The organism is Moraxella sp. K02 (assembly GCF_041154755.1).
Lineage (GTDB): Bacteria > Pseudomonadota > Gammaproteobacteria > Pseudomonadales > Moraxellaceae > Faucicola.
Window position 1 is genome coordinate 250,710 of the sequence record NZ_AP031590.1, and the last position, 26,931, is coordinate 277,640.

Annotated in this window: 29 protein-coding genes; 15 read left to right on the forward strand and 14 right to left on the reverse strand. The window is 42.7% G+C overall.

Annotation, left to right across the window (positions count from 1 at the left end):
* Positions 1-29 precede the first annotated feature (29 nt).
* Positions 30-518, forward strand: coding sequence for a hypothetical protein (locus ACAM39_RS01165; protein ID WP_369627926.1), 489 nt, complete (start codon positions 30-32; stop codon positions 516-518).
* Entirely contained in the window at positions 515-1,534 is a 1,020-nt protein-coding gene (hemH, locus tag ACAM39_RS01170) for a ferrochelatase (protein ID WP_369627927.1), read from the forward strand. Before ACAM39_RS01165 ends, hemH begins: the two co-directional genes overlap by 4 nt.
* Before the next feature lie 156 nt (positions 1,535-1,690).
* Here hemH and ACAM39_RS01175 read toward each other — a convergent pair whose 3' ends face one another.
* Positions 1,691-1,945 carry a hypothetical protein gene (locus ACAM39_RS01175; protein ID WP_369627928.1) on the reverse strand — a complete coding sequence of 85 codons (255 nt, stop codon included), beginning with the start codon at positions 1,943-1,945 and terminating at the stop codon, positions 1,691-1,693.
* Between the two features lie 173 nt (positions 1,946-2,118).
* Here ACAM39_RS01175 and ACAM39_RS01180 point away from each other — a divergent pair, with 173 nt between their 5' ends.
* The 4 genes from ACAM39_RS01180 (at position 2,119) to ACAM39_RS01195 (ending at position 5,868) form a co-directional block, all read left to right on the forward strand.
* Positions 2,119-2,742, forward strand: coding sequence for a PH domain-containing protein (locus tag ACAM39_RS01180; protein ID WP_036596088.1), 624 nt, complete (start codon positions 2,119-2,121; stop codon positions 2,740-2,742).
* 12 nt (positions 2,743-2,754) lie between these two features.
* Positions 2,755-3,471, forward strand: coding sequence for a M48 family metallopeptidase (locus tag ACAM39_RS01185; protein ID WP_369627929.1), 717 nt, complete (start codon positions 2,755-2,757; stop codon positions 3,469-3,471).
* A gap of 170 nt (positions 3,472-3,641) precedes the next feature.
* The gene (locus ACAM39_RS01190; RefSeq protein WP_369627930.1) at positions 3,642-5,438 is read left to right on the forward strand and encodes a M61 family metallopeptidase; all 1,797 of its coding nucleotides are present in this window, start codon (positions 3,642-3,644) and stop codon (positions 5,436-5,438) included.
* 169 nt (positions 5,439-5,607) lie between these two features.
* Complete coding sequence (locus ACAM39_RS01195; protein ID WP_007117222.1) at positions 5,608-5,868, forward strand: type B 50S ribosomal protein L31; 261 nt, start codon at positions 5,608-5,610, stop codon at positions 5,866-5,868.
* A gap of 143 nt (positions 5,869-6,011) precedes the next feature.
* On the opposite strand, the gene ACAM39_RS01200 is transcribed toward ACAM39_RS01195, so the two are convergent.
* Positions 6,012-6,530 carry an RNA pyrophosphohydrolase gene (locus ACAM39_RS01200; protein ID WP_036596083.1) on the reverse strand — a complete coding sequence of 173 codons (519 nt, stop codon included), beginning with the start codon at positions 6,528-6,530 and terminating at the stop codon, positions 6,012-6,014.
* A 344-nt stretch (positions 6,531-6,874) separates the two neighbouring features.
* Between ACAM39_RS01200 and ACAM39_RS01205 the strand changes: the two genes are divergently transcribed.
* The 3 genes from ACAM39_RS01205 to ACAM39_RS01215 all read left to right on the forward strand — a co-directional run bounded on the left by ACAM39_RS01205 (position 6,875) and on the right by ACAM39_RS01215 (position 8,556).
* Positions 6,875-7,321 carry an OsmC family protein gene (locus ACAM39_RS01205; RefSeq protein WP_369627931.1) on the forward strand — a complete coding sequence of 149 codons (447 nt, stop codon included), beginning with the start codon at positions 6,875-6,877 and terminating at the stop codon, positions 7,319-7,321.
* 11 nt (positions 7,322-7,332) lie between these two features.
* A complete protein-coding gene (locus ACAM39_RS01210; protein ID WP_369627932.1) occupies positions 7,333-7,755 on the forward strand; it encodes an MAPEG family protein in 423 nt (140 codons plus the stop codon).
* Between the two features lie 138 nt (positions 7,756-7,893).
* Positions 7,894-8,556 (forward strand): hypothetical protein, encoded by a 663-nt coding sequence (locus tag ACAM39_RS01215; protein WP_100270668.1) that lies wholly within the window; start codon positions 7,894-7,896, stop codon positions 8,554-8,556.
* Positions 8,557-8,589: 33 nt separating this feature from the next.
* Here ACAM39_RS01215 and ACAM39_RS01220 read toward each other — a convergent pair whose 3' ends face one another.
* The 8 genes from ACAM39_RS01220 to ACAM39_RS01255 form a co-directional block, all read right to left on the reverse strand.
* Entirely contained in the window at positions 8,590-9,522 is a 933-nt protein-coding gene (locus ACAM39_RS01220) for a tRNA dihydrouridine synthase (protein ID WP_369628554.1), read from the reverse strand.
* A 49-nt stretch (positions 9,523-9,571) separates the two neighbouring features.
* Positions 9,572-11,230, reverse strand: a complete 1,659-nt coding sequence (locus tag ACAM39_RS01225; RefSeq protein ID WP_369627933.1) for an AAA family ATPase — start codon at positions 11,228-11,230, stop codon at positions 9,572-9,574.
* A 22-nt stretch (positions 11,231-11,252) separates the two neighbouring features.
* Positions 11,253-12,737, reverse strand: coding sequence for a UvrD-helicase domain-containing protein (locus ACAM39_RS01230; protein WP_369627934.1), 1,485 nt, complete (start codon positions 12,735-12,737; stop codon positions 11,253-11,255).
* Positions 12,738-12,814: 77 nt separating this feature from the next.
* Positions 12,815-13,564, reverse strand: a complete 750-nt coding sequence (tatC, locus tag ACAM39_RS01235) for a twin-arginine translocase subunit TatC (protein WP_313423306.1) — start codon at positions 13,562-13,564, stop codon at positions 12,815-12,817.
* Positions 13,565-13,656: 92 nt separating this feature from the next.
* Positions 13,657-14,364, reverse strand: a complete 708-nt coding sequence (tatB, locus tag ACAM39_RS01240) for a Sec-independent protein translocase protein TatB (protein ID WP_369627935.1) — start codon at positions 14,362-14,364, stop codon at positions 13,657-13,659.
* 53 nt (positions 14,365-14,417) lie between these two features.
* Complete coding sequence (tatA, locus tag ACAM39_RS01245; RefSeq protein ID WP_007117213.1) at positions 14,418-14,648, reverse strand: Sec-independent protein translocase subunit TatA; 231 nt, start codon at positions 14,646-14,648, stop codon at positions 14,418-14,420.
* 223 nt (positions 14,649-14,871) lie between these two features.
* A complete protein-coding gene (gene hisIE / locus ACAM39_RS01250; RefSeq protein WP_369627936.1) occupies positions 14,872-15,711 on the reverse strand; it encodes a bifunctional phosphoribosyl-AMP cyclohydrolase/phosphoribosyl-ATP diphosphatase HisIE in 840 nt (279 codons plus the stop codon).
* Between the two features lie 70 nt (positions 15,712-15,781).
* A complete protein-coding gene (locus tag ACAM39_RS01255) occupies positions 15,782-16,225 on the reverse strand; it encodes an acyl-CoA thioesterase (protein ID WP_369627937.1) in 444 nt (147 codons plus the stop codon).
* 489 nt (positions 16,226-16,714) lie between these two features.
* Here ACAM39_RS01255 and rpmI point away from each other — a divergent pair, with 489 nt between their 5' ends.
* The 6 genes from rpmI to ACAM39_RS01285 all read left to right on the forward strand — a co-directional run bounded on the left by rpmI (position 16,715) and on the right by ACAM39_RS01285 (position 22,226).
* Positions 16,715-16,909: a 50S ribosomal protein L35 gene (rpmI, locus tag ACAM39_RS01260; protein ID WP_036604595.1), complete on the forward strand. Its 195-nt coding sequence runs from the start codon at positions 16,715-16,717 to the stop codon at positions 16,907-16,909.
* 48 nt (positions 16,910-16,957) lie between these two features.
* Positions 16,958-17,317, forward strand: a complete 360-nt coding sequence (gene rplT, locus ACAM39_RS01265) for a 50S ribosomal protein L20 (protein ID WP_101963999.1) — start codon at positions 16,958-16,960, stop codon at positions 17,315-17,317.
* Positions 17,318-17,453: 136 nt separating this feature from the next.
* Positions 17,454-18,221, forward strand: a complete 768-nt coding sequence (locus ACAM39_RS01270) for a tetratricopeptide repeat protein (protein ID WP_369627938.1) — start codon at positions 17,454-17,456, stop codon at positions 18,219-18,221.
* Between the two features lie 69 nt (positions 18,222-18,290).
* On the forward strand, positions 18,291-19,361 hold the full coding sequence (gene pheS / locus ACAM39_RS01275) for a phenylalanine--tRNA ligase subunit alpha (protein ID WP_369627939.1): 1,071 nt from the start codon (positions 18,291-18,293) through the stop codon (positions 19,359-19,361).
* Positions 19,362-19,370: 9 nt separating this feature from the next.
* Positions 19,371-21,785: a phenylalanine--tRNA ligase subunit beta gene (gene pheT / locus ACAM39_RS01280; RefSeq protein WP_369627940.1), complete on the forward strand. Its 2,415-nt coding sequence runs from the start codon at positions 19,371-19,373 to the stop codon at positions 21,783-21,785.
* A 123-nt stretch (positions 21,786-21,908) separates the two neighbouring features.
* Positions 21,909-22,226, forward strand: coding sequence for an integration host factor subunit alpha (locus ACAM39_RS01285; protein ID WP_007117206.1), 318 nt, complete (start codon positions 21,909-21,911; stop codon positions 22,224-22,226).
* 146 nt (positions 22,227-22,372) lie between these two features.
* On the opposite strand, the gene ACAM39_RS01290 is transcribed toward ACAM39_RS01285, so the two are convergent.
* The 4 genes from ACAM39_RS01290 to ACAM39_RS01305 form a co-directional block, all read right to left on the reverse strand.
* Positions 22,373-23,356: a MetQ/NlpA family ABC transporter substrate-binding protein gene (locus ACAM39_RS01290; protein WP_369627941.1), complete on the reverse strand. Its 984-nt coding sequence runs from the start codon at positions 23,354-23,356 to the stop codon at positions 22,373-22,375.
* Positions 23,357-23,518: 162 nt separating this feature from the next.
* Positions 23,519-24,208: a methionine ABC transporter permease gene (locus tag ACAM39_RS01295; RefSeq protein ID WP_312114595.1), complete on the reverse strand. Its 690-nt coding sequence runs from the start codon at positions 24,206-24,208 to the stop codon at positions 23,519-23,521.
* Positions 24,209-24,274: 66 nt separating this feature from the next.
* Positions 24,275-25,012 carry a methionine ABC transporter ATP-binding protein gene (locus tag ACAM39_RS01300; RefSeq protein ID WP_007115397.1) on the reverse strand — a complete coding sequence of 246 codons (738 nt, stop codon included), beginning with the start codon at positions 25,010-25,012 and terminating at the stop codon, positions 24,275-24,277.
* Between the two features lie 168 nt (positions 25,013-25,180).
* Complete coding sequence (locus tag ACAM39_RS01305; RefSeq protein WP_369627942.1) at positions 25,181-26,803, reverse strand: sensor histidine kinase; 1,623 nt, start codon at positions 26,801-26,803, stop codon at positions 25,181-25,183.
* Positions 26,804-26,931: the final 128 nt, after the last annotated feature.

Consider the following 26,931-nt stretch of genomic DNA (forward strand, 5'->3'; position numbering starts at 1 on the left):
TATATGGGTTATCACAACTTAGAATTCAAATGCTAAATTTAGCATCATCACCCCACCATACACTCCTATCGCTCACGGGATTGGCGCTCACGGGATTTTTGGCATTGACGTATTTAGCGTTTCATCAGCCGATGTTTTATCAGGCAACAGCGGTTTTGGCTGCCAATGGTAGTAAAGCCACAAGCGATACAATGGTCAGCCATCCAAACAGCCACCAAAGCCACCAGCCCAAACAGCATAACCACCAATCAGACGGTGAGTCAGCTAGCAGCCCCTCACAAAACGCAATCTTTAAAAGTAAAAGTCCTGCTAAAAGCCCCATACCCTCTGAACAAAATTCCCGCCTAGTGGATGCGCTATTGGTGATGGGTGGGCTAGGTTGTCATGGATTCAAATATAGCTTAAAAAATGTAACAATTGAGCAATTTCAGGTGATTATCCAGTACGCGCACCTTAGTAAATATGCTAATCTTAACCCCACTTTTTTTATGATTTTTTGGATTAAAGACAAATTATGAAGCCAAGCAACCCACCTGAAATTGCCGTTGTCCTTGTGAATTTGGGAACACCCGATGCACCAACTGAAGCAGCGGTGCGCCGCTATCTCAAACAATTTTTGTCCGATCCGCGCGTGATTGAAATCCCGCAGTTTATCTGGCAAATCATCTTAAACTTGTTTGTGCTACGCAGTCGCCCCAAACGGGTTGCCCACGCCTATGCTAGCGTGTGGGACGGTGATTCCCCACTGCGTAAAATCACGCTTGCCCAAGTGGACTTGTTGCAGCAGCGTTTTGACCAACAGCAACTGCCTTGCAAAGTCAGCGTCCATGCTGCCATGACTTATGGCAAACCTGCGTTAACAGATGTGCTATCGGCATTAACTGCCAAAAAAGTAGAACAAATTGTAATGTTGCCAGCTTATCCGCAGTTTTCCGGTTCAACCACTGGCGCGGTGTTTGACGTCGTCGCCAAATGGGGGCTTAAGCAGCGTAATTTGCCCAGCATTAGCTTTGTCAAAGATTATTTTGCTCATCCGCAATACATCCAAGCCTTGGCCGAGAGCGTCAAACGCTTCCAAGCTGAGCATGGCAAAGCTGAAAAACTGCTATTGAGTTTTCACGGGATTCCCGAGCCGTATGAGCAAAAAGGCGATCCGTATGCCAGACGCTGTCGCTGTACGGCAGCGCATTTGGCACAAGTGCTGGGGCTTGAGCGTCATGAGTGGGAATGTAGTTTTCAATCACGCTTTGGTAAACAAGAATGGGTCAAACCTTATACGGATGTCACCTTAACTGAGTGGGGCAAGCAAGGCATCAAGTCAGTACAGGTGCTAAGTCCAGCATTTTCGGCAGATTGCTTAGAGACGCTAGAAGAGTTGGCAGTCGAAAATCGACAGACATTCCAGTCCAATGGCGGTGGGGATTATCATTATATCCCTGCACTCAATATGGATGCTGCGCATATTGACTTGTTTGAATCACTGGCATTGCCACACGTGCAAGCGTGGCAACAAAATCTGCAAGGTTGGTATTAACATTTATTGTTAAAGCTTGGGCTAAAAGCGGATTATTAAGCGCATTAATAGCAAGTCTTATTAACTGCAAGTCAATAAAAAAGGTTGGTAACTTACCAACCTTTTTGGCGTTTGTTTTTGACGTTTAAATACAAAAAATTTTAGTACAGGAAAAAATCAGTTTTTATAACTTTCATCTGCGGCATCAGGGTCAGCGATATCACCAATAGTCGGATAATGCTCTTCGCTAAAGCTATCTTCAACCAGTAATTCATCAATCCGCTGCTCATCAATATTTTGGCGATGAATCGGGGTCACACCACTTTCACCTGCTTCAATATGGCTTGATGACAAGGATTCATCGTCCAATTGCACAGTAAAACTATCCGAATCAATATCGTTCAAATTGCTAGATGTTGGTTTGGCTTTCATTTTTGTTCCTTTATTTTGATTTATTGTTTATTATCAGTGTTATGTCGTTATCATAGCCAGTAATCAGCATGACATCTATGTTGCCAATGTGATATTTGTGTTATGTTATCGAAAACAATTTTTCGCACACACAGTGTTTTTAACAATTTTTATGGATAAAACAGGAAGTGACTATGTTTAAAAATCTTGCCTCAGATGCATTGGGTTTGAGTGACATCGGTAAAATCATCCCACCGAGTCAGTTTAACCAAACCGATATTGATGACTATATTTTTCATGAAGATAACGAGCGGATTTATTTTGTGATTAAGTCAAAAATGGACGAATATTGCTTTACCAATGTCGCCTTTATCCACCTTGACGGTCAGTCGGCGACCAGTAAAAAACGCCTGCTAAAACGTTATCCTTACCGCAATTTTCAGCCCGCCAATATCATGATTGAAACGGCAGGCACGATGGATATGGATGCTGAGCTAAAATTTAGCTTGGGCGGTATGGCGTTTTCGATTGATATCGACAAGAATCAAATCGAGCAAATCCGCGACATCTATAAGGCACTGACTGCGATTAGCGAGCAGTGCAAACGCATTGCCCATGAAGAAACGGTGCTAGAAAAATCCTTTAATACCGTCACCAATATGTTTAGCTTACGCGAACTGTCAGAAAACGTGGTGCTTAATTTGCCGGATGTCATCAACCAAACTGTCGCACAAGTAGAAAATGCCTATGGCGAGCGTTTAAAGACCATTCGTAATTATGACTTTGGCGCGATTTTTGAGCATTATTTGCGTCAATAATTGCTAAAACTTATGCAAACTGTATTCACTGCCTACGCTGAGCAAGGTATCAAACTTGCGATTGAAAGCAAACGGGTCAAACATATCAACTTTCGTATCAAATCGATTGATGAAGCACCGTTTACCAGCTTGCTCAGCGTGTCTTATCCCATGCGTATGCCACAACACCTGCTGAGGCAATCGCTCGAGCATCGCCTTGCATGGGCAATCGACTGCCAGCAAAAACAACGAAAACTCAAAGAACTTAAAGCCAAAAAACCTGCCTATATCAATGATGTCAAAGATTTGGCAAATTTGACCCTTGAAAGCAACATTTATTTTGAAGGGCAAAAAATGACAGTGCAAGCCTTATTTGAACGCCACTTTGACAACTCGGATTTTTCAAAAACGGATATTCCACGCACCTTAACGTGTCTTTACAAAGCTTGGCTTGGTCAATTTATCCAAAACCGCCAAGCGTTTTGGCAAGACAAAGTGGGCAAATCCGCCAACAGAATCACGCCCTACACCATGAAGACCCGATGGGGCAGTTGTAGCACCCAAGCCAAAACCATTCGCTTGTCCGTTTGGCTGGCGCAATTCCCGCCAGACTGCGCGGATTATGTGTTGGTGCATGAGCTTTGTCATCTGATTGAGCCCAATCATTCGGCACGATTTTGGGCGCAGGTGGCACGAGTCATGCCAGATTATCAACTGTGGCATCAGCAATTAAAATTTGGCGAGCTGTAACTATTTGAGCCGTAACGATTCGAGCTTTAATTGTCAAAACCACAAAAAAAGCCATCTCGCTATGAGATAGGATTGTGGTAGCCGTAAAAGTTGCAAATTCCTAAAATCAATCTGCTAAAATGTAGCCCTGTTTCAATATTTAAATATAATCACTAAAAAGCAGCTAAAAAATGTCCCAAATTCATTACCAATTCGATTTTAAAAAATTCCGCGAACACCTTGTCGATGTCACGCTTACGTTTACTGCGGACAACGACAACCCAATCGTTTGGCTACCTGCTTGGATTGCGGGTAGTTATATGATTCGAGAATTTAGCAAACACATTACGGCAGTCACCGCCACCATCCATGACCCCAACGCCAAGAACAATCAACGGCTTAAAAAACTCGATAAAAACCACTGGCAAATCCACGCCAAGCAAGGCGACCGCATTAGCGTCACTTATGAAGTCTATGCTTATGACTTATCGGTGCGTGGGGCGTATGTCGATGAAACTCGCCTGTACGGCAACTTCACCTCCCTAGCATTAGCGGTACAAGGGCAAGAAAACCAAGCGATTAAAGCCGAACTCATTTGTCCGCAAGACTTTTATGAGGTAAACGGTGTGGAAGTCAGCCTAGCCACTGCCTTACCCGAAAAAATGCACCAACAAGCCAGACAAACCATCTATCAGCTAACTGCCGACAACTACGAGCAACTCACCGACAGCCCGTTTGAAATCGCTGAGCAAGACGAATTTTGGTTCGATGTAGCAAGTGGCGAAAACACCATTCCCCACCGATTTGTGATTTCTGGCGTACAGCACAGCGACCTTGAACGGCTAGAAACTGACCTTAGCAAAATTTGTCAAAGCTATGTCGATTGGCTGGGTGATACGCCGTTTGATGATTATTTGTTTATGACCATGGCGACTTCAAGCGACTATGGCGGGCTTGAGCACCTTGCCAGTACCAGCTTGATTACCCCACGAGATGACCTACCCACATTTTTTGAACAAGCTGAGCCAAGCGAAAGTTATCAACGCTTTTTGGGCTTGTGTAGCCATGAATATTTTCATGCATGGTGGGTTAAAACCGTGCGTCCCGAAGTTTTTTTAACCGCCAATTTTAACCAAGAGACGTATACCACCTTGCTATGGGTGTTTGAAGGCTTTACCAGTTATGTGGATGATTTCATGCTACAAAAAAGCGGGGTTATTTCGCAACATAGCTATCTGAAGCTGCTTGCTGAACAAATCAATCGCTACTATCAAACCCACGGACGCGCCTTGCAAAGCGTGGCAGAATCAAGCTTTGATGCGTGGATAAAGCTATATCGTAGCGATGAGAACACCGCTAATGCAGGGATTAGCTACTACAACAAAGGCGCGCTGGTGGCGTTATGTTTAGACTTGACTTTGATAAACCATGGCAAACGTATTTTTGATGTGATAAAAGTTTTTTATGACAAAGCTAAAGCCCAAGATAATCGCCGTTTTGGTATGACGGACGCCAATCTAGATGACGTCATGAATGAATGCTTACCCAAAGAGGTTTGGCAAGATTTTAGAGCCAATTATATCGACGGCACGACAGAATTACCGCTATTTGAACTGTTATCAGAACAGGGTGTGAGTATTGAGCAAAAAGACGATGATATTACTTGGGGCATGAAATATATGAGCGAGCCTACTGGGTTAAAAGTGCAACGTGTTGTGCGAAATAGCCAAGCGGCCGCTGCAGGGATTTCTGCTAATGACGTCATCGTAGCAATTGATGGATTAAAGGCGAGCGAAAAATGGCTAAAATCCACTGCTAAAACCCAAACAATTAGTGAAGACCCTGCCGTGTGTCATGTCTTTCGCCGTGATGAGCTGCTGGTGCTTGAAGTGCCACCCGTGAGTGACGCGCATGTTAAACAACCGCAAAAATGGACGCTGACAGCAGGCGATACGATAAAATTAGACCATTGGCTTGAATGGAAATAACTTGCAAAAACAATAGAAAAACTGTACAATTCGGCTTCCAATTTTATCAATCCATCCTGTGTTGGCTTTAATCGGTTGGGTGTTTGGGTGAATTTTTAACAAAATAAACATTCACGCCAAGCATACTAACTGCAGACCAAAGGGCAGGATAATGACTAGAGACCTAACCATGCGCGCAGATATCCATCCAGCTTATCAAGAAGTTTTATTCCACGACACCAACGCTGACGTTTACTTTTTAACTCGTTCGACTATCAAATCAAAAGTAACTCGCGAATACGAAGGTAAAGAATACCCATACGTCGCACTCGATATTTCAAGTGCCTCACACCCATTCTATACCGGCGAACAACGTAAAACCCAAAATGAAGGTCGTGTGGCAAGCTTCAACAAACGTTTCGGCGCATTTGCAGGTCGTAACAAAAAATAAGTTTAATTGCTTATTATCAAAAACCCTTTGCAATTGCGAAGGGTTTTTTATTGTCTAGAATGGGACAGTACGAGACAATCCCTAACAATACACCATAAAAAAGCCCACCGAAGTGAGCTTTTTTTGGATTTATTTGTTTAGGTTTAATAGGAATGAATTTTTACATTTTTGGGTAGTAACAATTCTTTCTTGAGTGGCAACTGCGGTGATAACTCAAACAAGGCGCGGCGATATACGTTACGTTTAAATGCCACCACTTGGTTAAGTGGATACCAATAACTGACCCATTCCCAGCGGTCAAATTCAGGTTTTGCCGTATCAAAACGGATATGTTCTACATTGTTCTCATCTAGCTGGAGCAAAAACCATTTTTGTTTTTGTCCAATACACAAAGGATATTGTCCTTGTCGTACAAAACGTTTTGGCAATCGATAGCGAAGCCAATTTTGGGTTTGTGACAACACTTTGACATGCTGAGGATACAGTCCGACTTCTTCCCACAATTCCCGATACATTGCATCAAGCGGTGTTTCACCAAAATCAATGCCGCCTTGTGGAAATTGCCAAGCATCGTGACCCACGCGTTTTGCCCACAGTACTTGCCCGTGTGTATTTGCCAAGATGATACCTACGTTGGCTCGAAAGCCGTCTGCATCAATCATGACGATTACCTTCAATTTAATGGTTAAAATTGGCAGGTAATCACATTATCAAGTTTTTTGGGTCGCAAGGTTTACACATATCCTTGCAGACCATTATTAAAGTTTTGGTCAATCAAATCATCGGGCATAAACCCATCTCTACCAACAGACGCTTATTTTATTATTATTGCTAAAAAACATGGACAATGTAATCACTGCCTTTATTACCCACTATTAAACCAGTTTTTATGTCAAAAGTGTAATGTTTATTTGCTATAAATTGTTTCACGGACATAAAAAGCGCATAATATCGCTTGATTTTATACAAAATATTTTTTTAAAAATTATAAGCATCTGGGGATAGTATGAAAGCAACAGTAAATTGGTTAAAAAACGAAGACATTAATTTTGAAGCCGTGACTGAAAACGGCAATAAAATTATCATGGATTCAACGGAAAAATTGGGTGCCAAACCCATGGAAATGGTTTTGATGGGGCTTGGCGGCTGTGCCAGTTATGATGTGGTCAGTATCCTGCAAAAAGCCCGTCAGGCGGTGAGCGATGTTGAGTGTCAGCTATCGGCTAAGCGTGCCGATACGATTCCTGCGGTATTTACTGATATTCATTTGCATTTTGTGGTCAAAGGTAGCGCCATCAAAGAAGCGCAGGTTAAAAAAGCCATCGAGTTATCGGCAGAAAAATACTGCTCAGCCAGTCGTATGCTAGAAAATGGCGGTGTCAAAATCACCCATGACTATGAAATCATTGATGAAAAACCTAGTGAAATGACTAATGAAACGGTTAAAGGGTAGGGAATAACGGTATGTTTTCCTATTTGAGTGCTGTTCCTGCCACCAATAGCAGTGTGGTGCTGGCAATGATGGTTGCCAGTTTATTGCCCTTGGGTTTTGCGATATTGGCAAAGCTCTTTGGCGGATTTAAAAGCAAAGACAATGCCAATCCGCGAGAGTTTTTGGGTAAACAAACGGGCGCAGCAGCGCGTGCCCATGCCGCCCAGCAAAACAGCTATGAAACCTTGCCAGTATTCTTGGCAGCGGTGATTGTGGCGTTGCTATTTTTTGTACCGCTGTCAGTGGTGACCCAGTTGGCGTGGTTGTATGTGATATTACGGATTATTTATGGGTTGGCATATATTGCCAATTGGGCGACTTTTCGCTCAATCATTTGGGCACTGAGCCTAGCATGTCCAATGATGCTGTTTTATCTTGCGATTCGGTTGAGTTAGTTTTTATAATCTAGAACAACTTTTGAATTTATTTTAAGATTGACGGTGCTACTTGTAGTATCGTCAATTTTTTTTAATCTAGTTGAAAAATTTTTGAAGTTGATAAATTAATTCATATTCAAATTTGGTAATAGAAATATGTATTTAGAAGATAGTACTCAATCACGCAAAAAAATACTCATAGGAAGGGTAAGGGAAATTATTGATATTTCTTATAAAATTCTTATCCAAAAAATTGGCAATGGTACTATCAATGCGTGGAATGAAGCTTCATTTCAGCTGGAATTTGGTAGCATTTTAAAAACGGTCGGGAACTTATACGAGTTTAGTACAGATGATAAGTTTCATATGGAATTTGAGAGTGGCAAATTACTAAATGCAATAACTAATAAAAGTAAATCGAAAAAAGCAAGAATAGATATTTATATGGAATATAAAAATCCTAATTTAAGCGTTAAAACAGCGATTGAATTAAAATTTTTTAAGCGTGAAAATCATAGAGAGCCAAATAATCGCTATGATGTTTTTCAAGATATAAGAAATTTAGAAATCTATAAAAATAATGATATAGATTTATGTTTTTTTGTTTTAGGTACAAATCATCCTCATTACTTCAATGCAGAACAATATTCACTCGATACTTCTGATTTTGATTTTAGGCAAGGAAGTATATATAAAAAGGGCACATCTCTAATTTATAATACACAAAAACCTTATGGTGCTGAAATTGTTTTGGATAGTGATTATGAGTTTAAATGGCAGGAAATAGGGAATTTTTATTTCTTAAAACTCGAGGTTTAAAACAAGTATCAATTAAGACAGATATATATCTAATCAAAGATATTTAGCTAATAATTTTAACATCTCATCAAGATTTTTAATTTTTTTGGCATTTTGCCAAAGCTCGCTGGCTTCTTCGTAGCCTTGGGTCAACATGCCAAGCCACTGTTTGTAACGTCCCACCAGCATATTGTCACTACGGGCATGTCCTTGCAAAAACGCAATTTGTAGCTTAAGTAGCGCTTGCCAAGCCATATTTTCTGCCCTGTCACCTTTATCCATCGCTTTGATTTGATTGACCAAATCAGGACGAGTGACCGCACCACGTCCGAGCATGATATGTGGGGTGTTGGCTTGTTTGCGGCAACGCATGGCTTGCTCAGTCTGCCAAATTTCGCCATTGGCGATAATCGGTAAGCTTAACCGCTGCGTTAGGGGCGCGATTAACTCCCAATAGGCAGGGGGTTTATAGCCTTGGGTTTTGGTACGGGCATGGATGGTCAGCCAACTGGCATTGGCTGATTGCACCGCATCGCCGATTTCTTGGGTGAGTGTGGTATCTTCATAGCCGAGCCGGATTTTTGCTGATACAGGCGTATCCGATGGCACGGCTTGGCGTACTGCATGGATGATGTGATACAAGGTTTCAGGTTCGGTGAGCAACACCGAGCCACCGCGGTGACTATTGACAGTTTTAGCAGGGCAGCCAAAGTTAATATCAATGGCTAACGCACCAAGCTCAACCGCTTTGACGGCATTACCTGCCATCAAATCAGGCTCACTGCCCAGTAACTGTACATGTACGGGCGTGCCGTGAATGGTTTTGCCTTTTAAACCATTCTCATGCAAAAGTTCGGGTACAAATTTATAAAACACATGCGCTGGCAGGACGTGCTGGGTGACGCGAATAAACTCACTCACCGTCCAGTCATAATGCCCGATACTGGTCAAAATATCCCGCATCAGTGGGTCGGTCAGTCCTTCCATCGGCGCAAGGACAGTTTGTGGTTGATTAAAATCTATAATACCCACGATCTTACAATTCCAAAATTGGTAATTTAGATTTTATGACTGTTAATAATTTAGAGTTTTTATTTTGCATAGCACGCTTTAGATAATTTTCAAAACTATCTTTTTTCGTATTTTTTAACAATGAGGCACATTTATTTAATAAACCGCCTTTATTTTCATAAGTTTCTAAAAGGCTATCTAGGTCTTTATTAACTATTCCCTCATTAATTTTAGTTCGAACAGAGGTTATGTAATCTTCAATCTTAAAATTTTGTATCTCCTGAATTGTTAAATCTAATTCTTCTTGAAGTTTTTCAGGAGTCGTAGAATTTGCTAAATCTATTTGTTTTAAAAGGTTATCAATAGTGCGATGTGTATTACGAACGGCGACAGCTTTCAATATAGTTTCTTGACTTTGGATGTATTCAATCATTCCATTGATATATTGATCCATTTTTTCATTTATATCGTTATCATTATACTGTTCCATTTCAAGGATAACTTTAGCAACTTCCTGTAAACAGAAAATATTTTCTATTTCTGCTACTTGTAATATTTCAATTTTTAATCCTTTTAGATAATCAATATCAGCTTGGTTTCGATTGTCACGGTCAACAATACCTGCACATTTTATATTTAAAGTTGGTGTATTTTCGTTTAATTTATTTGAGGAAATTACTGAATGTATAACGTCCTTACACGAACCCCTTGAAATGATAGTCCATTCAGGATAGCACGCTCTATAAAGATTTGAATCAAGGCTAGTAAGCGTTCCTTCAACAAATAATATAGGCTTTCTACTACCTAGTATTTTGGTAATTGTTTCTTCATCAAAGTAACTATCAGGAACTGGATTTATTTCCCATTTCGGTGTTGCTTCATAGCTTTTTATAACATATTTATCTGCAACTCTTGAACTAGCAAACTCTATATCATGAGTGATTGTAAGAAATGAACAATTAGGTTTTAAAGCTTCTAATTCATCCCAAAGATTTGACATGATTGACTTATGGATATGTAACTCAGGTTCATCAAAAATGATGACTGATTCATCTTCCACATATAGAACTTGACCTAGCATATAAAAAATTGCTCTTTCACCATCACTCATCTCTGAGGCTGAATACTTTTGCCCTGTACTTATAGATATGACTTGAATATCATCACCTGTAATATCTAATTTTTTATCAGTTAGTAATTTCTCCCAAGTTTCTTGCAAGATATCAAATTTAGTTTTCTCCAACACTTTAGTGTCGAAACTGCTTGCTGCATTATTTTTAGTAATTTGATGATTTTTAGAAAAAACATTACTTTGTTGAGCAAATAAATATTGTAGAAGACTGTCAAAATCGTTTAGCAGACTTACACTTTGTTTTTTATTCCACCTACTTATGTTCCTGAGATAATTGAAATTAGATTGATCTATATTTCCATAATCATGTCCTAACTTTAGATGTGAAATAGCCTGCTGTTCTGGAATTTTCGCGACTGAAGGATTCAAATTCAAGGCTCGGTGTGCTGATATTCGATGGCATTTCTCACCTAAACTTTCCTCAATAAATACTGCCAAACGAGTTTTACCAGAGCCATTGGCTCCCACAATTATTATCGATTCACCTTTATTAAAAGTAAGTTTTTCAAAAGTGCCATCTTTTTTTGGTATGTCAATTTCATTTAATTGCATTTTTAATCCTTAAAAAAAGTTTTTAACCATAAATCACTTTTTTATCCTTTAGCCCACTCACCAAATCTTGAATATTAAAAATATCCAAATTAATTTTGGCGCGCGTACAGGCGACATACAGCAGTCGCAACTCTTCGGGGGAGATTTTTACCGCCTGAGAAGTCACATCATAATAAAAATCATTGTCAATTTGCACCCGTGACCATTCCAACCCTTTGGCTTTATGCGCTGTAGAGATGATATAGTCGGCTTTGTCCAGTGTGGTCAAGCTGTTAATTGCTTGGTTTAGCGTTTCGGTGCCATGTTCATCGACCAATTTGACCAGGGTTTTTAAATCGCTGCCTTCGCTCGTCTCGCTATAATCCTGCACGTCGCGCCAATTATTAAAGTAGGCAAGCTCAGGCACACCATACGCCGCTTGTCCTTTTTTTAGGCGTTCGGCAGATTGACTAAATTTGAGCAAACGCTCTGTATCAGCTTGTAGCGCAACTTTATGTCCCATTTTAAGCCCAGATAACAGATTGACCATCGCACTGGCATTGGTACGGCAAAGAATGGCATCTTTTTGACCATGCACCATACTTTTGCCTAAGGTAGACGCCATCGCAGGATTGCCGCGCAGTGGCACATCTTCTTGTAGCGCTTTTAAGAACCCATTCGCCACCTCAGCAATTTGGTCGCCAAATCGAAACGATTGGGTGAGCAAGGTTTGTGGGAGCGGCAGGCGCTTCATGGCATTGACAGCGCCGCGCCATTCATAAATTTGCTGATGCGCGTCACCCACATAGATGACTTGGTTGGGCTGATTGGACAAAATCCCCATCATCAAGGGGTCTGCATCTTGCGCTTCATCAAATAAGATAAAATCCGCAGGAATCACCGGTTTGGATAGCGCCCAGAGTTTGAGGTAAATATCATGCCCAATCCCCGCCGGGTGGCGTGGATCAATCGACTGTTGCCAGCGGCGCTCCACATACGGGTATAAGGTATCGCGCAGCTGCTCAGCTTCACTGGCAGCCAACCAGTCAGGGAACTGCAAATGACGCGGCGCGGGGTAACTGGCATGGGTACTACAAAACGTGCTCACCGCATCGGAGACAAATCGCGCTTGTCGCTCTGGTGTTAAGGTCACAAACTGGCTTTTGCCTTCAATTTGGCGTTTGACTTGCACAGGGGTCAACCCCAAATCTGAGGCGAGGCGACTGGGAGAAAAACGCGGTAGTTGCAGCTTTGCGGTGATATCGCGAGCAGTATGACGAAATGCCAATGAGTGAAAAGTGCGACAGTCGACATGGTGGGGGAATTTGCGCTGCGCTTCTGCAGCAATTGCTTTGTTAAATGCCAAATAAATCCCGCGACCACGTAGCTGATTACCGATTAAATTAAGCGTGGTGGTCTTACCTGCGCCGGCATACGCTACCACCTTAAACGACTGGCGCGTCAATGCCATATCGACAGCTTGCTGCTGCTCGATAGTGGGATATTGGGCGTTAATGGGATTTGACATACGCGATTTGCTAAAAGAAAAGTAGGCTATTTTAGCAAAATTTGGTAGTTTTTGCTGAACTTATACACGTTTGCTGATTAAGATGAGGCATCTTGTGCGGCTTGTTGGTCTTGGCGAATCAGCTGTTTTTCTTTGATGAGCAAACGCGCCATCACCAGTCCCAACTCAAACAACAGCCACATCGGGATAGCTAGCATCACCATCGATAAGCCATCAGGTGGGGTGACAATCGCAGCAATAGCAAAACAACCCACGATGATGTAACGGCGTTTTTGCGCCAAGCTATCCACCGTCACCACTCCAGCCAAGACCAGTAGCAGCGTCAACACAGGAATCTCAAAGGTTGCCCCAAACACCAAAAACAGCTTGAGTACAAAATTTAGATAGCTTTCGATATCGGTCATGGGTAGCACATTGTCGGGGGAGAATTTGATAAAAAAAGCCAGCACGCTTTTGAGCACGACATAATAGGCAAACGCAATCCCCAGATAAAACAAAATCACCGATGACAATAGCACGGGTAGGGCGATACGTTTTTCATGTTTATATAGCCCTGGTGCGATAAACGACCAAATCTGGTACAAAATATATGGCATCGCCAAGATAACAGCCAGATACAGCGTCAATTTAATCGGTGCCAAAAATGACGAGGTGATATCCGTTGCAATCATAGAAGAATTGACTGGCAGCAACGCCGTTAACGGGGCGGAAAAAATATCGTAAATTTCTCGCGAAAAGCCCGCCAATGCCAAAAAAATCACCAAAACCGCCGCAAAACCGTGAATCAAATGACGGCGCAGTTCAATCAAATGTTCAGTGATGGGCATATCTACCAAAGTGTTGTCTGGCGATGGTTTATCATCTTTCGCTTGTTCAATGGCTAATTGTTCAGGCGTTTTTTTGGTTTTGATAAGTTTAATCACTGGGCAACTCCACCCAAACTTGGCAATTGGTGCAGTAGAGGATCGGCTTGATAATTGGGTAGAAACGGCGGATTGGGAAGTCGTCTGACCCGGTCATAATCACTGAGCAAAAACCAACGATAATACATTGGCTCAGTGGCAGCAAATAGGGCTTCATGTAAGTCTTTAGCCACTTCATCGGCTTCAACATCAGCCTCTAGACTCAGCAAATAATCGTCTGCTTTGGTTTCTGTCAGATAAGACTCGTCAGATGGCTTGTCTAGTAAAAGCGCGGTGCTATCATTTGTTGGCTCAACTAAATGATTGGGTGTTTCATGAGTAGGTGTTTCAGTGGGTAGGCTAACTGCGTTAGTATCATGACCAAGACTAGGGGTTGTATCAGCCGACTGGGTATTGTGAGCTTGCATCGAAGGCACCTTGCCATGTTGCTGTAGTTCGCTTACACTGCTGCGAAGGGCTTCCATCTCACGCTTCATATCAACTTCAGCTTGACGGATTTTTTCCAGCTCAAGCTGCATTTGCTTGCGCGTTTCGGCAAGGTCAAGCTCAGCTTCAATTTCTGATTGCAACGTTGCAACCGTACGGCGGAATTTGGCATACCACTGACCTGCAGTACGCGCCGCTTGGGGGAGTTTTTCAGGGCCCAGCACAATCAGTGCAATCGCCCCAAATAACAGTAGTTCGGAGAAACCTATATCAAACATAACAACCGTGGTAGCTAGGGATTAAAAACCAAAGAAAAAGTAACGACTAGGGTTTAAACGTTATGTTTATCTTGTTGGGTCTGCGTGGTATTGAGTTCAGCTTTTTCGTGTTCAAGGACACGGTTTTTGTTCAGATGCTGTTCGTTTTCATCTTTGACCGCATCTTTAAAGCCTTTAACGGCACCACCCAAATCTTTACCGGCATTTTTTAGTTTTGAGGTGCCAAAAATGACTACTACAACAACCAGTAAAATTAACCAATGTGTGATTGAGAAACTACCCATGAGAATATCCTTTGATTAACCTTGACAATAGGGATGAGGACAATATGAATTTGCAGTGTAACACATAACCATTGCGTTGACATAATTGTGCAAAAAACGGTGTGAAACACGGCGAATTTTTCGCACTTTTAGCCAGCAATACTCAGGAGTTATCGACTGTTTAGTGGCTTTGACTTAGTGTGTTTCACTTAGTAGCTAGTAGCTTTTACTTAGCGGCGTTTACTTAAGGGATTTGACGTGCGGCTTTCTCATCGATACCCGATAAGCCAAAACGTCTTGCCAATTCATTGGTGACAGCCCAAGACGGTATATTAAACCATGCCAATGTGACCATTGTGTGAAACCAAACATCAGCAATTTCATACACCAAATCTTTCACCGCGGTATCATCGGCGACGGCTTCATAGGGGGTATCGTTGGCAATGTTGATATCTTTGGCAGCGATAATGGCTTCGGTGGTTTCTTCACCGACTTTTTCTAAGATTTTGTTGATACCTTTATGGTACAAGCTTGCCACATATGAGCTATCAGGATTGGCATCTTTACGCCCAATCAATACTTCATCTAACGCGGTTAAAATATCCGCTGACGTCGTAGGGGATTGTGGCGAATTGCTTGCAAGCGGCGAGTGTTCATGAGTCGGTTTAGCGTTGTCACCATAAATCGCATCAGGGTCTTTGATGACCGCATCAGTGATTTGCCATTGTAGCTGTCCGTGGTCATCGGCAAGCAGACGATAAAAACAAGACTGCCGACCCGTGTGGCAAGCAATCCCACCCACTTGGGTGACTGACAACACAATCACATCAGCATCGCAGTCTAGGCGGATTTCATGGACTTGCTGAAAATGCCCAGAGCTTTCGCCTTTGTGCCATAATTTACCGCGAGAGCGTGACCAATACACTGCTTGCATTTTTTCGGCAGTCAGACGTAATGACTCGCGATTCATCCATGCCATCATCAAAATGCGCCCTGTATGAAAATCTTGAGCGACTGCAGGCATGAGCCCATTGTCATCAAATTTTAGTGTATCTAGCCAATCCATATTCACGCGCTGTATCATACTATGCAAGCCTTAGCCAAAAAAACGCACCCATCAAACGATGCGGACATTTATCATAATTCATCAAGCCCTAAATCTCAAAGGGTTTCACATCTAAGGTTTCTTTGATGGCAGCTGACAACGGGATTTCTTGGCTTTGACGATAGTCATACGCCACAAAGCCCATTTTGGCATACGCCACCAATGACCCATCAAACATCCGCGAGACTTTAAACACAAAATCACCACCCAAATCGGTTAAATGCTGTACGCCAACCTCAAACAACAGTTCTTCACGCGCCCGTGCCCGATCAAGGATTTGGGTCTCGATATGAGTAATGACCAAGCCTTGGTACTCAGCATTAACTTCCTTAATGCCTTTTGAATATAAAAAACGAAAACGGGCTTCGGTAAGCAATGCTACCAAATTTTCAACCGTTAAATGTTGTCCTAATCCAATTTCGGTATTGCGCACGCGCATGACGGTCTCAAACACGAAATGGGCAACTTCAATATTTGTGCTTAACGTTGACAAGAATTGTAACCTCATGATGTTGATGAAATAGCATTACACGTTAAACTTTACAAAAGCCTGCGAACGATAAATACCTTAAGGTTAAACGAACTAATGTAAACTGTATCCAAAATAAGGTGTATCTATCACTTTTAGCCAACTGAGCCCCAGTTTTTGTAAATTAAGTTGTTAACTTAATTAAGGTAATCTCATGATAGATTTGCCAAGTCATTTATGTTAAATGATTGATATCATAGATTTTTTTAAAATTTTATAAACACTGACTGGATAAAAATCTACTATAGTAAAAAAATGTTAAAGTAGCATAAATAAAATGGATGTCAAAGAAAAAATTAGTTTTAACAATAACGTGCATTCACGAATAGTTTTTGATAAAATATCGCCTCCCACCTCAAGGCAAAAAATCCAGTGTGATGAGGATTTTTTGACAAACAGGTTAACTTCACTTGATAAAGATGTTTAATCTTTGTCAAAAACGAACAAGAGGCTATCATGAAATTAAAAACTCGCCGTGGTGCTGCCAAGCGTTTTAAAAAAACTGGTAACGGTATCAAACGCAAACAAGCATTCAAACGCCACATTTTGACCAAAAAATCTCCTAAGCGTATCCGTCAATTGCGTGGATGCAAATTGGTACACGTGTCTGATGAGAAACGTGTTTACCGTATGTGTCCATATCTATAATTTATAGGTATTCAATTAACTGATATTACAAAACTTTAGGAGTAAATTATGGCTCGTGTAAAACGTGGTGTACAGGCAAATCGCCGTCATAAAAAAGTATTGGCTCGTGCAAAAGGTTATTACGGTGCGCGTTCTCGTGTTTTCCGTGTTGCTGTACAAGCAGTGACCAAAGCAGGTCAATATGCGTATCGTGACCGTCGTAACAAAAAACGTTCATTCCGTCGTTTATGGATTGCACGTATCAACGCGGGTGCGCGCTTAAATGGCTTAAGCTACAGCCGTATGATTAACGGTCTGAAAAAAGCCAGCATCGAAATCGACCGCCGTGTATTAGCAGACATCGCTATGCATGACGCGCAAAGTTTTACGGCGTTGGCAGAAAAAGCAAAACAAGCACTGGCTGCTTAATTTGTTTTAAAGCGATTTTTCGAAAAAACCACTTTGGCAACGAAGTGGTTTTTTTTGTGAGAATTTTTTACATAACTTAATTGATTAAAGCTAATATTTAGGTCAAATTAACATTCAAAATAAGTTTGGAAAATTTATGAAAAATAACTTGCTGATAAAAATGGGTTTAAGTCTTTTATTTTCTTCTATGTTTATTCAAGGCTATGCCAAAACCTCTAAAACTATTGAGCAAGCAGCTTATGAAACAGCTACCAGGATAGTTGATGGTGAAAATGCTGATATACCAAACCAAGCCGAAGAGTCAAAAAGCTTAGATGATAATACGACTGAAAACTATGTACCTTCTGCTTGTGTTGATGGTTGCCCCACTATTGATACTGATGCCAATAAAGAAGAAAGCATTGCCTTAATCGCAAAAGAAACACCCTATGAATCTGACTATCAAAAACCTGCCGAAAATAATGATAAAGACGCACAACTTAAACTTATCAAACTATATTTAGCAAAATATGAACTAGAGCGAACATCACAGCATCAGCAACAACTGCTTTATTGGCTTAAGAAAGCAGATAAAAACGGGGTGCTACAAGCAACTAATCTGTTAGGGATTCTTTACCAATTTGGCGGTTATGGGTTTCCCCAAGATGTCGATAAAGCGATTGCCTACTACAACAAATTAGTCGCTTCTAATGATTCGTATCATAAAGCAATAGCGGAAAGTGCCTTAGCGGGGACTTATTTATGGTTATCGAATTATAGTAATGGTAAATATAAAAACGATTATGAAAAAGCGCGCTATTGGTACAAAAAAGCCCATGAAGATGGCTCAGTTTTATTACTAGACCAAGCACTTGAACAGGTTGATGACCTTGAACGTGAAGAAAAACAAGCAAATGCACAATGAATTTATTGGCAATTTAGCAACCAACCATTACAATAACCCCTACAAAATAAAACCAGTAATGTGAAACTTATGACTGACACTTTAACCGATAAACTTGCCCAATATTCTGAAAATTTAACCGATATCACCCAAGACCAATTCACCCAATTTGTTCAAGATGCCAAAGCCTTAATCAGCACCGCACAAAACCCCCAAGACCTACAAAACATCCGCGTGACCTTAACAGGCAAAAAAAGCCATTTGACCACCTGGTCAAAACAACTGGGCGGACTCGACGCCGACGGCAAAAAGACCATCGGCGGTATGCTGCATCAAGTACGTACCCAAATCAATGACAGCCTACAACAAGCGCAAAGCGATTTAGAAGCCAAAGCCTTGGCTGCCAAGCTTGCCAGCGAATCCATTGACATCACCCTGCCAGCACGTGGACAACAAGCGGGTAATTTGCACCCTGTCACCATGACCGCTGAGCGTATGCAAGGGTTTTTCCGTCAAGCAGGCTTTGAAATCGCAACAGGTCCTGAAGTTGAGAGCGACTACTACAACTTCGAGGCGTTAAATATTCCAAGCCATCACCCAGCGCGCGCCATGCACGATACCTTTTATTTTGAAAAACAGCATTTTAATGCCAATTATGTGCTACGTACCCATACCAGTTCGGTGCAAATTCGCACGATGGAAAAAGGCAACCTGCCGATTCGTATCATCTGTCCAGGGCGTGTGTATCGCAACGACAGCGACCAAACGCATTCACCGATGTTTCATCAGCTTGAAGGTTTGTATGTCAGCGAATCGACCAATTTTGCTGAGTTAAAAGGCTTGATTCATGAGTTTTTGCAGGCGTTTTTTGGTCGCAAACTCACGGTGCGTTTTCGCCCATCGTATTTTCCATTTACTGAGCCGTCTGCAGAAGTGGATATCCTTGCCGATACTTATGCAGGTGGGGGCAAATGGCTAGAAGTGATGGGCTGCGGTATGGTACATCCAAAAGTGTTGTCCGATAGCGGTATTGACCCGACCAAATACCAAGGTTTTGCATTTGGGATGGGGATTGAGCGCTTTGCCATGTTGTATTATGGCGTGAATGATTTGCGCTTGTTCTATCAAAATGATGTCAGATTTTTAAAGCAGTTTGCTTAGGGGAAAACAATGAAAATTAGCGAAAACTGGTTACGCCAATGGGCAAACCCAAACTTAAGCGCTGAGCAAATTGGCGAACAACTGACGATGGCAGGCTTAGAGCTTGATAGCTTGGATAAAGTCGCCAAAGACTTTAGTGGAGTGGTAGTCGGTGAAGTGATTGACGTCACCCAACATCCCGATGCCGATAAACTGCGCGTTGCCAAAGTGAATGTCGGTGAGCATAGCGAAGCACCGCTACAAATCGTTTGCGGTGCGCCCAATGTGGCCGCTGGCGTGCGTGTACCTGTGGCACTGGTGGGCGCCAAACTACCACCTGCGCAAGGGGATGAACCCTTTAACATTAAAAAAGGCAAACTGCGCGGCGTAGAGTCGCATGGTATGCTGTGTGGTGGTAGTGAGATTGACTGTGATGATGGTGTTGATGGCTTGTTAATTTTGCCACAAGACGCCCCGATTGGCATGGATATCCGAGCGTATCTTGGCTTAGACAATCATGTGCTAGATATTTCAATTACCCCAAACCGGGGGGATTGTTTTAGTGTGCGCGGTATCGCCCGTGAGCTTGCAGTGCTCAATGATTTAACATTTCAATTACCCTTTGACCACATCACCGCAGCCGTGACCGACAACGACAGCCAAGCGGTTAGCGTAGAGACAACAGACTGCCCACGCTATTACGCGCAACTGGTCAGTGGGCTGACAGGCACCACGCCATCACCTGATTGGATAAAACAAGCCCTGAATGCCTCAGGTGTCAAGCCACGTAATCTACTGGTGGATGTCACCAATTACGTACTACTTGAGCTCGGTCAGCCGCTGCATGCGTTTGATGCCGACAAGTTGGTGGGCGCAATTATCGTGCGTCATGCCCAACAAGGCGAAACCCTTGAGCTGTTAAATGAGCAAACCATTACCTTACAAGGTGACGAGCTGGTGATTGCCGATGAACAAGGGGTTATTGCGTTAGCGGGAATCATGGGTGGACTTCGCACCGCAGTGACCGATAGCACGACCCGAGTGGTGATTGAAAGTGCATTTTTCAAACAGTTGGCGATTGCAGGTAAAGCGCGCCGTTTTGGCTTGCATACCGATGCGTCACAGCGTTTTGAGCGGGGTGTCGATTTTGAATTGCCAAAATTGGCACTCGACCGCGCGGTCAATCTATTGGCGACATTTGGCAATGGCTCAAGTGAGGTTAGGGTCGGTCAAATCACGCTAGTTGAAAATACCGCTGAACTGCCAAAACGTACGCCAGTGACGCTACCGATTGTCAGTATCAATAAATTGTTAGGGGCGGATATCGCCACCGACAAAGCCATAGAGATTTTAGAGAGTTTACAAATCAGCACCGAGTTACAAGGCGAAAATCTGGTTGCCACGCCGCCGAGCCATCGTTTTGATATCGCCTTGCCCGAAGATTTGATTGAAGAAATCGCTCGTATTTATGGCTATAACAATATTGCCAATAAACTGCCAGCGTTTACCAGTAACTTGTTTGACAATAAACGCCAAAATGATCTGCATAACCTAAAAATGAGCTTGGTCAATCAAGGTTATTTTGAAGCAGTGAGTTTTAGTTTTAGTGATGCCAAAGTCGAAGCTTTGTTTGATGGGGCGCATTTTGCTGCACCACTCGCGCTTGCCAATCCAATCTCAAGTGACTTAGCGGTCATGCGTCGTACCCTGCTGTCTAGTTTGTTGCCTTGTGTGCAATATAACTTAAACCGTCAACAAAACCGCGTGCGTCTGTTTGAGACGGGTCTGCGTTTTGATGGTAGTGATATCGCAAGCTTAAACCAAGTTGACACTTTGGCGATGGTGGCAGTGGGCAGCACTCATCCAGAGCAGCATCATGACAGCCGTGTGATGGATTTTTATGACCTAAAAAATGACGTCGAGTCGGTTTTTCCACGGTTTGCCCAGTCTGCTATCAGTTATCAACGTAGTGAGCAGCCGTTTTTACACCCCGGTCAAAGTGCCGATGTACACTACCAAGGCAAGGTGATTGGCTGGTTGGGTCAGTTGCACCCACAGATTGCCAAAGCCTTGGATTTGCCAACCACTTGGGTGGCGCAGCTGAATTTACAGGCGGTGATTGACATGCACCAACAGGCATTGACCATCATGACGCCAAGTAAATTCCCTCAAGTACGCCGTGATATCGCTGTGGTGGTAGACAAATCGATTGCGGTGCAATCAATGCGAGACACTATCAAACAAGTCGGGGGCGAGCTATTAAAAGATGTGTGGTTGTTTGATGTATATGCCGGCAGTAATTTGCCTGAAAACCAACAATCGCTTGCTTTTGCACTGGTCTGGCAAGACCTCGATGCCACGCTTTCTGACGAGCGTATCAATGCACAAATCGAAGCTGTCATCGCTGCGCTACATGAGCAGTATCACGCAACGCTACGTATGTAATCTTGTACTAGCAAATTATGCCAGTCGATACAATGTTTTTCTTTGATTTTAAAGTAAAAATAACTATCGACTGTATTTGCTAGAATCGCTAGAATAGGAACATTTAGTAGGGTGGGTATGATAATGAATATGCAAGTTGAAGGAAAAACCTTAACCAAATTAGAAATGATCAATCATTTGATGGAAAATTTGGGCATGACGCGCCAAGACAGCCGCGCATTTGTAGAGAATTTTTTTTCAGAGTTGTCGGAGACCTTGACCAAAGGTCACCAAGTCAAGCTATCGGGGTTTGGTAACTTTGAGATTAAGGATAAAAGCCAACGCCCAGGTCGCAATCCAAAGACTGGCGAGATGGTTCATGTCACAGCGCGCCGCGTTGTTACCTTTAAAGCGGGGCAAAAAATGCGTCGCAGTATTGAAGATAAACTATTCACAGAATAACGCGCTTTATTATTTTTAGATTATTTTCAGTTAATTTAAGTGTTTTAAAATCAATTACCGCATTTTGACCATAAAACATTCTGACCATAAAATTTGACGATAAAAAAAGAAGCTTAATGCTTCTTTTTTTTATGCCAATTATGCCACTATTTGGCAGCAGAGGCGGTTGCACTGGCAGCTGCTGGTGTCGTAGGAGCAGGGTTTTCACCCCAGATAGCTGGGTATTTATAACCTGGGAAAGTTTTGTGGGCGTATTGTTTAAATTCTTCTGAATTATACGCATTGGTCACGTCTTTTACCCATTGTGTGTCTTTGTCTTTGGTGCGAATCGCTGACCAGTTGACATACGCATAGCTGGGTTCTTGGAACAGCGCTTCAGTCAATTTGATACCTGAGCTGGTCGCATAGTTACCATTGATGACTGCAAAGTCAACGTCAGAACGCGCACGTGGTAATTGTGCGGCTTCTAGCTCTACTAGTTTGATATTTTTTGGGTTTTCTGCGATATCATTTTTTGATGCGGTCAGTGGGTTGATATTGGCTTTAAGTTTTACCCAGCCTAGTTCGTTGAGCATCACCAGCGCGCGTGCAAAGTTGCTCGGATCGTTGGGTGCAGCCACGGTGGTACCGTCTTTGACTTGTTTTAGGTCATTTAATTTACCTGGATAGATGCCAAGCGGTGCGGTAGGCACTTGGAAGGCTTCAACGATATCTAGGTTGTTGTCTTTTTTGAAGGTATCGAGATAAGGTTTATGTTGGAACACGTTGATATCAATATCGCCATCGGCTAAGGCTTTATTTGGGCGCACATAGTCAGAAAATTCAACCAGTCTGACTTTATAGCCTTGTTTTTCTAACTGCGGTTTGACAGAGTTTTTGACCATGTCACCAAAGTCGCCCACAGTAGTACCAATCACAATTTCAGATTTGTTCGGGTCAATACCTGTGCTTGCCGCTGCTGTGGTAGTCGTTGAGCTTGCGGTGGTCGTAGTTGTGGTTGTGGTTGTGCTGGCTTGTGCTGTGGTTTCGGTTTTGCTTTCAGGTTTGCTACAACCGACTAGGGCAATCCCTGCAACCCCTACGGTTGCTAGCAGCTGAGCGATATGGCTTGATAAATGCGTTAATTTCATACCTTCCTCCAAAAATGAAAAAATAATCGGACAAAATAGTCAGCTTACCTTAACATACCTATAAAAAAAATGTTATTGAGAGTTAACCTATGGATATGAAATTTTTTCATAATTCCTAGAAAAACCATCAATAACAATTTTTTAAACAGCCATCAGCTAAAATTAACGTTTATCCAGACGGTGCGCCAAAATATTACCAACCGATTGGATGATAATCACCATCACCACCAATAGAATCACCATAAAAATCATCACGTCATTTTGATAGCGGTTATAACCATAACGAATCGCCAAATCACCGAGGCCGCCACCCCCAATCATACCCGCTGCCGCACTGTAAGAGAGTAAACTAATCATCAAGGTGGTAATACTCAAAATCAAACTTGAGCGTGACTCTACCAATAACACGTTACGAATAATCGTCCCTGTACTTGCACCCATTGATAACGCCGCTTCGATGATACCTTTTGGCACATCACGCAGATTTTGCTCAACGAGCCTAGCAAAGTAGAAGATACCGGCGACACTCAAAGCAAGCGATGCCGCGATTGGACCAATGGTGGTACCGACAATGAGGCGAGTGACAGGAATAATCACAATCATCAAAATCACAAACGGAAAAGCACGCATGATATTGGTAAAGTTGCTAAGTACTGCATACAGCGATTTGTTGTCGGCGAGCTGATTTTTACTGGTCAAAAATAGCGCGACGCCAAGCAATGTACCAAAGATGACTGACGCAGCCGTTGAGATACCCACCATAATCAGCGTTTCCCAAAACGCTTGCCAAATTTCTGCCTTCATCCCCAAAAGATTATCAACCGCGCTTTGCCAAGTTAATGTATTTGCCATGAAATTACCCAACGATTCAATTTAAAACTTAAAAATTATCCAGTCATCAACGATGTTTGTGCGCCGTTAATCATCACTAATCAGTAGTTGCCCAATCGGTGTGGTGGCATGAATTTGCCCCGAATGTACGTCAGCGACCTCAAGCAATCTGCCTTTATCAAGCAGGGCGACGCGGTTACACAGCTTGCGAATCACCGACATTTCATGGGTTACAATCACGATAGTGACGTTAAACTTGTCATTAATATCTTTGAGACAGGCTAACACCGATTTGGTGGTCGCAGGGTCGAGCGCAGAGGTAGGCTCATCGGCGAGCATTACATGAGGCTTGGGTGCTAACGCGCGTGCGATACCTGCCCGCTGTTTTTGACCGCCAGAGAGCTGGGCGGGATAGTGGTTGGCGCGATTAACCAAGTCGACAATTTCAAGGCATTCCATCACCCGCGGCATGATGGCTGCTTTTTCCCACCCGGCAATTTCTAGGGCAAAGGCAATGTTTTGTGCCACCGTGCGATTTGCCATCAGATTAAACTGCTGAAAAATCATTCCGATATTTTGACGGGCATGGCGCAAATCGTGGGTGGATAGCGAGGTCAGCTCCTTGCCATCAATGGTGACCGTGCCGCTATCTGGGCGTTCAAGTAAATTAATCAAGCGTAGCAATGTGGATTTGCCTGCGCCAGAATAACCCATCAAGCCAAAAATCTCGCCTTGTTGGATTGTGAGCGATGTCGGTTCTACCGCGGTAAACCAGTTGCCATCTTGGGTTTGGAAGCGTTTGGTAACGTTATCAATGGTAATCATGATAATAAAAAATTTTGCAGTGGCTAAAAGAAGGCAATTTTAGCACAGCTCGCTGTCAGCGTTTAGTCGCTTTAACGAATAAATAAATGCCGAATGGTGGGTTTAATTGAATAATAAAGTAGAAAACCGAAAAAATTGTGACAAAACTATAGGCAGATATAAAAGCGGTTACGATTGGGTGATAGGTAATGTGACCAAAAAGCGGGTATGACCATGCACTGTGTCGGTGATAATACTACCGCCATGGGCTTTGACAATCTGCGCGACCAAAGATAGCCCGAGCCCTGAACCTTTTTTCTCTTGTTGGAGCCGTACAAATGGACTGAAAATATCGGTGCGTTTGTCTTCAGGAATGCCTGTACCTTGGTCGATAACCGCAATACACACCTGATGAAATTCTGGCAGGTGTACAACGTCAGATTTTTTACGGGAAAAAATAGACGATTTATTTTTTTGTTTGTTAGCCAGTTTGCTCGAAGTTGCTTCGCTATCTGCTGTGACCGTTGCGGCGAGACTATTTGTCAATGACATTTCAGCATCAACGGTGATGTCATCGCCGTTTGTGGGGTCACTGGTGGTATCTTTTATAGAGACGGGCAAAGCCACTTTATCTTTTTGAACATCGTTATGTTTTTCTGCATGGGTATCTTTTGTATTCTCTTGGATGGGTGGTAGGGCATCAATTGCCAGTTGATTACCCGCATCATCAATGGCATACAGCTGTACGCTCACAGGTGGGACGCCATGAAGATGGGCATTGTCGAGCAAATTACGCACGAGGTGGGTAAGAAGTTTGGCTTGCCCTTGGATGATAATATGACCACCCGCAAAGGTAGCTTGTGGGTAGTGCTGAATCTCGTTTTTAATTAACTCATATAAATCGACGTCTTCTACTTTTTCTATCGCATGACCGGCATCCATACGACTGACGAGCAAAATACTTTCTACCAAATCATTAAGACCCGTCAAATCACGGTTGATGGCATCGGCACGTTTTTGTACTTTATCTTGTATCGTTTTGTCAAATTGACTTGCCAGCATGGTCATCATTTCAACTTGTAGACGAATACGGGTAATCGGTGTGCGAATCTCATGTGAGGCATGCGCTAACAGTAATTTATTGGCATTCATCAAGGTTTCGATGCGCTCGGCGGTTTGGTTAAAACCGCGTGCCAAAATGGTAATTTCATCGTTGCCCACAGGCGTGACACGGGCAGAGAAATCGCCATCACCCAATTGGGTGATTTGCCGACTTAGCTGGTTGATACGCCATGTCATGGTACGCGCAATCATCCATAACATGCCCGACATAATGAGCAGCAGTAGCAAGGTACCTGTCAATAAATTAATCGCGGGCGAAATCGCACGGCGATTACTAAGTTTTGATTGGTATAACAGCACATAACCTGATTGGCTATTGACTTGAATTTCGGTCGGATGCTTTGGATCATCTCTAGGAAACAAAGAGGAAAAAAATGGCGGGTTTGGCGGTAAAGTGGCAGGCAGCCCACGCATGATCATAATCGCTTCGCCACTTTTGCCATCGTATAGACCAAATTTGGCGTTCAGTGAATCGCTATAGATATTAAAACTACGGCGTACGAGGGCAAGTAGATAGCGGGTTTCGAGATTTTTTTGTTGGTCTTGAGCGGTACGCAGCTCAACTAATAACGGGTCTAGCTGCTGGGTGACTTGGCTGGCAATGACTTGGTGGCGGGTGTTGGCAGAAGTATCGTGTACCAAGTGGCTTAAAACTACCATTGCCCCAGCAAAAATGACCAATGCCAGCATAACGCTGGCAAACAACTTACTAAATACACTGTTAAATTTTATGCCGCTCAATCGCACACAGAATCCAAAAATCGTGGGTCATCACAGGCTATTATAATAGCTTTGCTAGCATAATAACCAAAGATAAT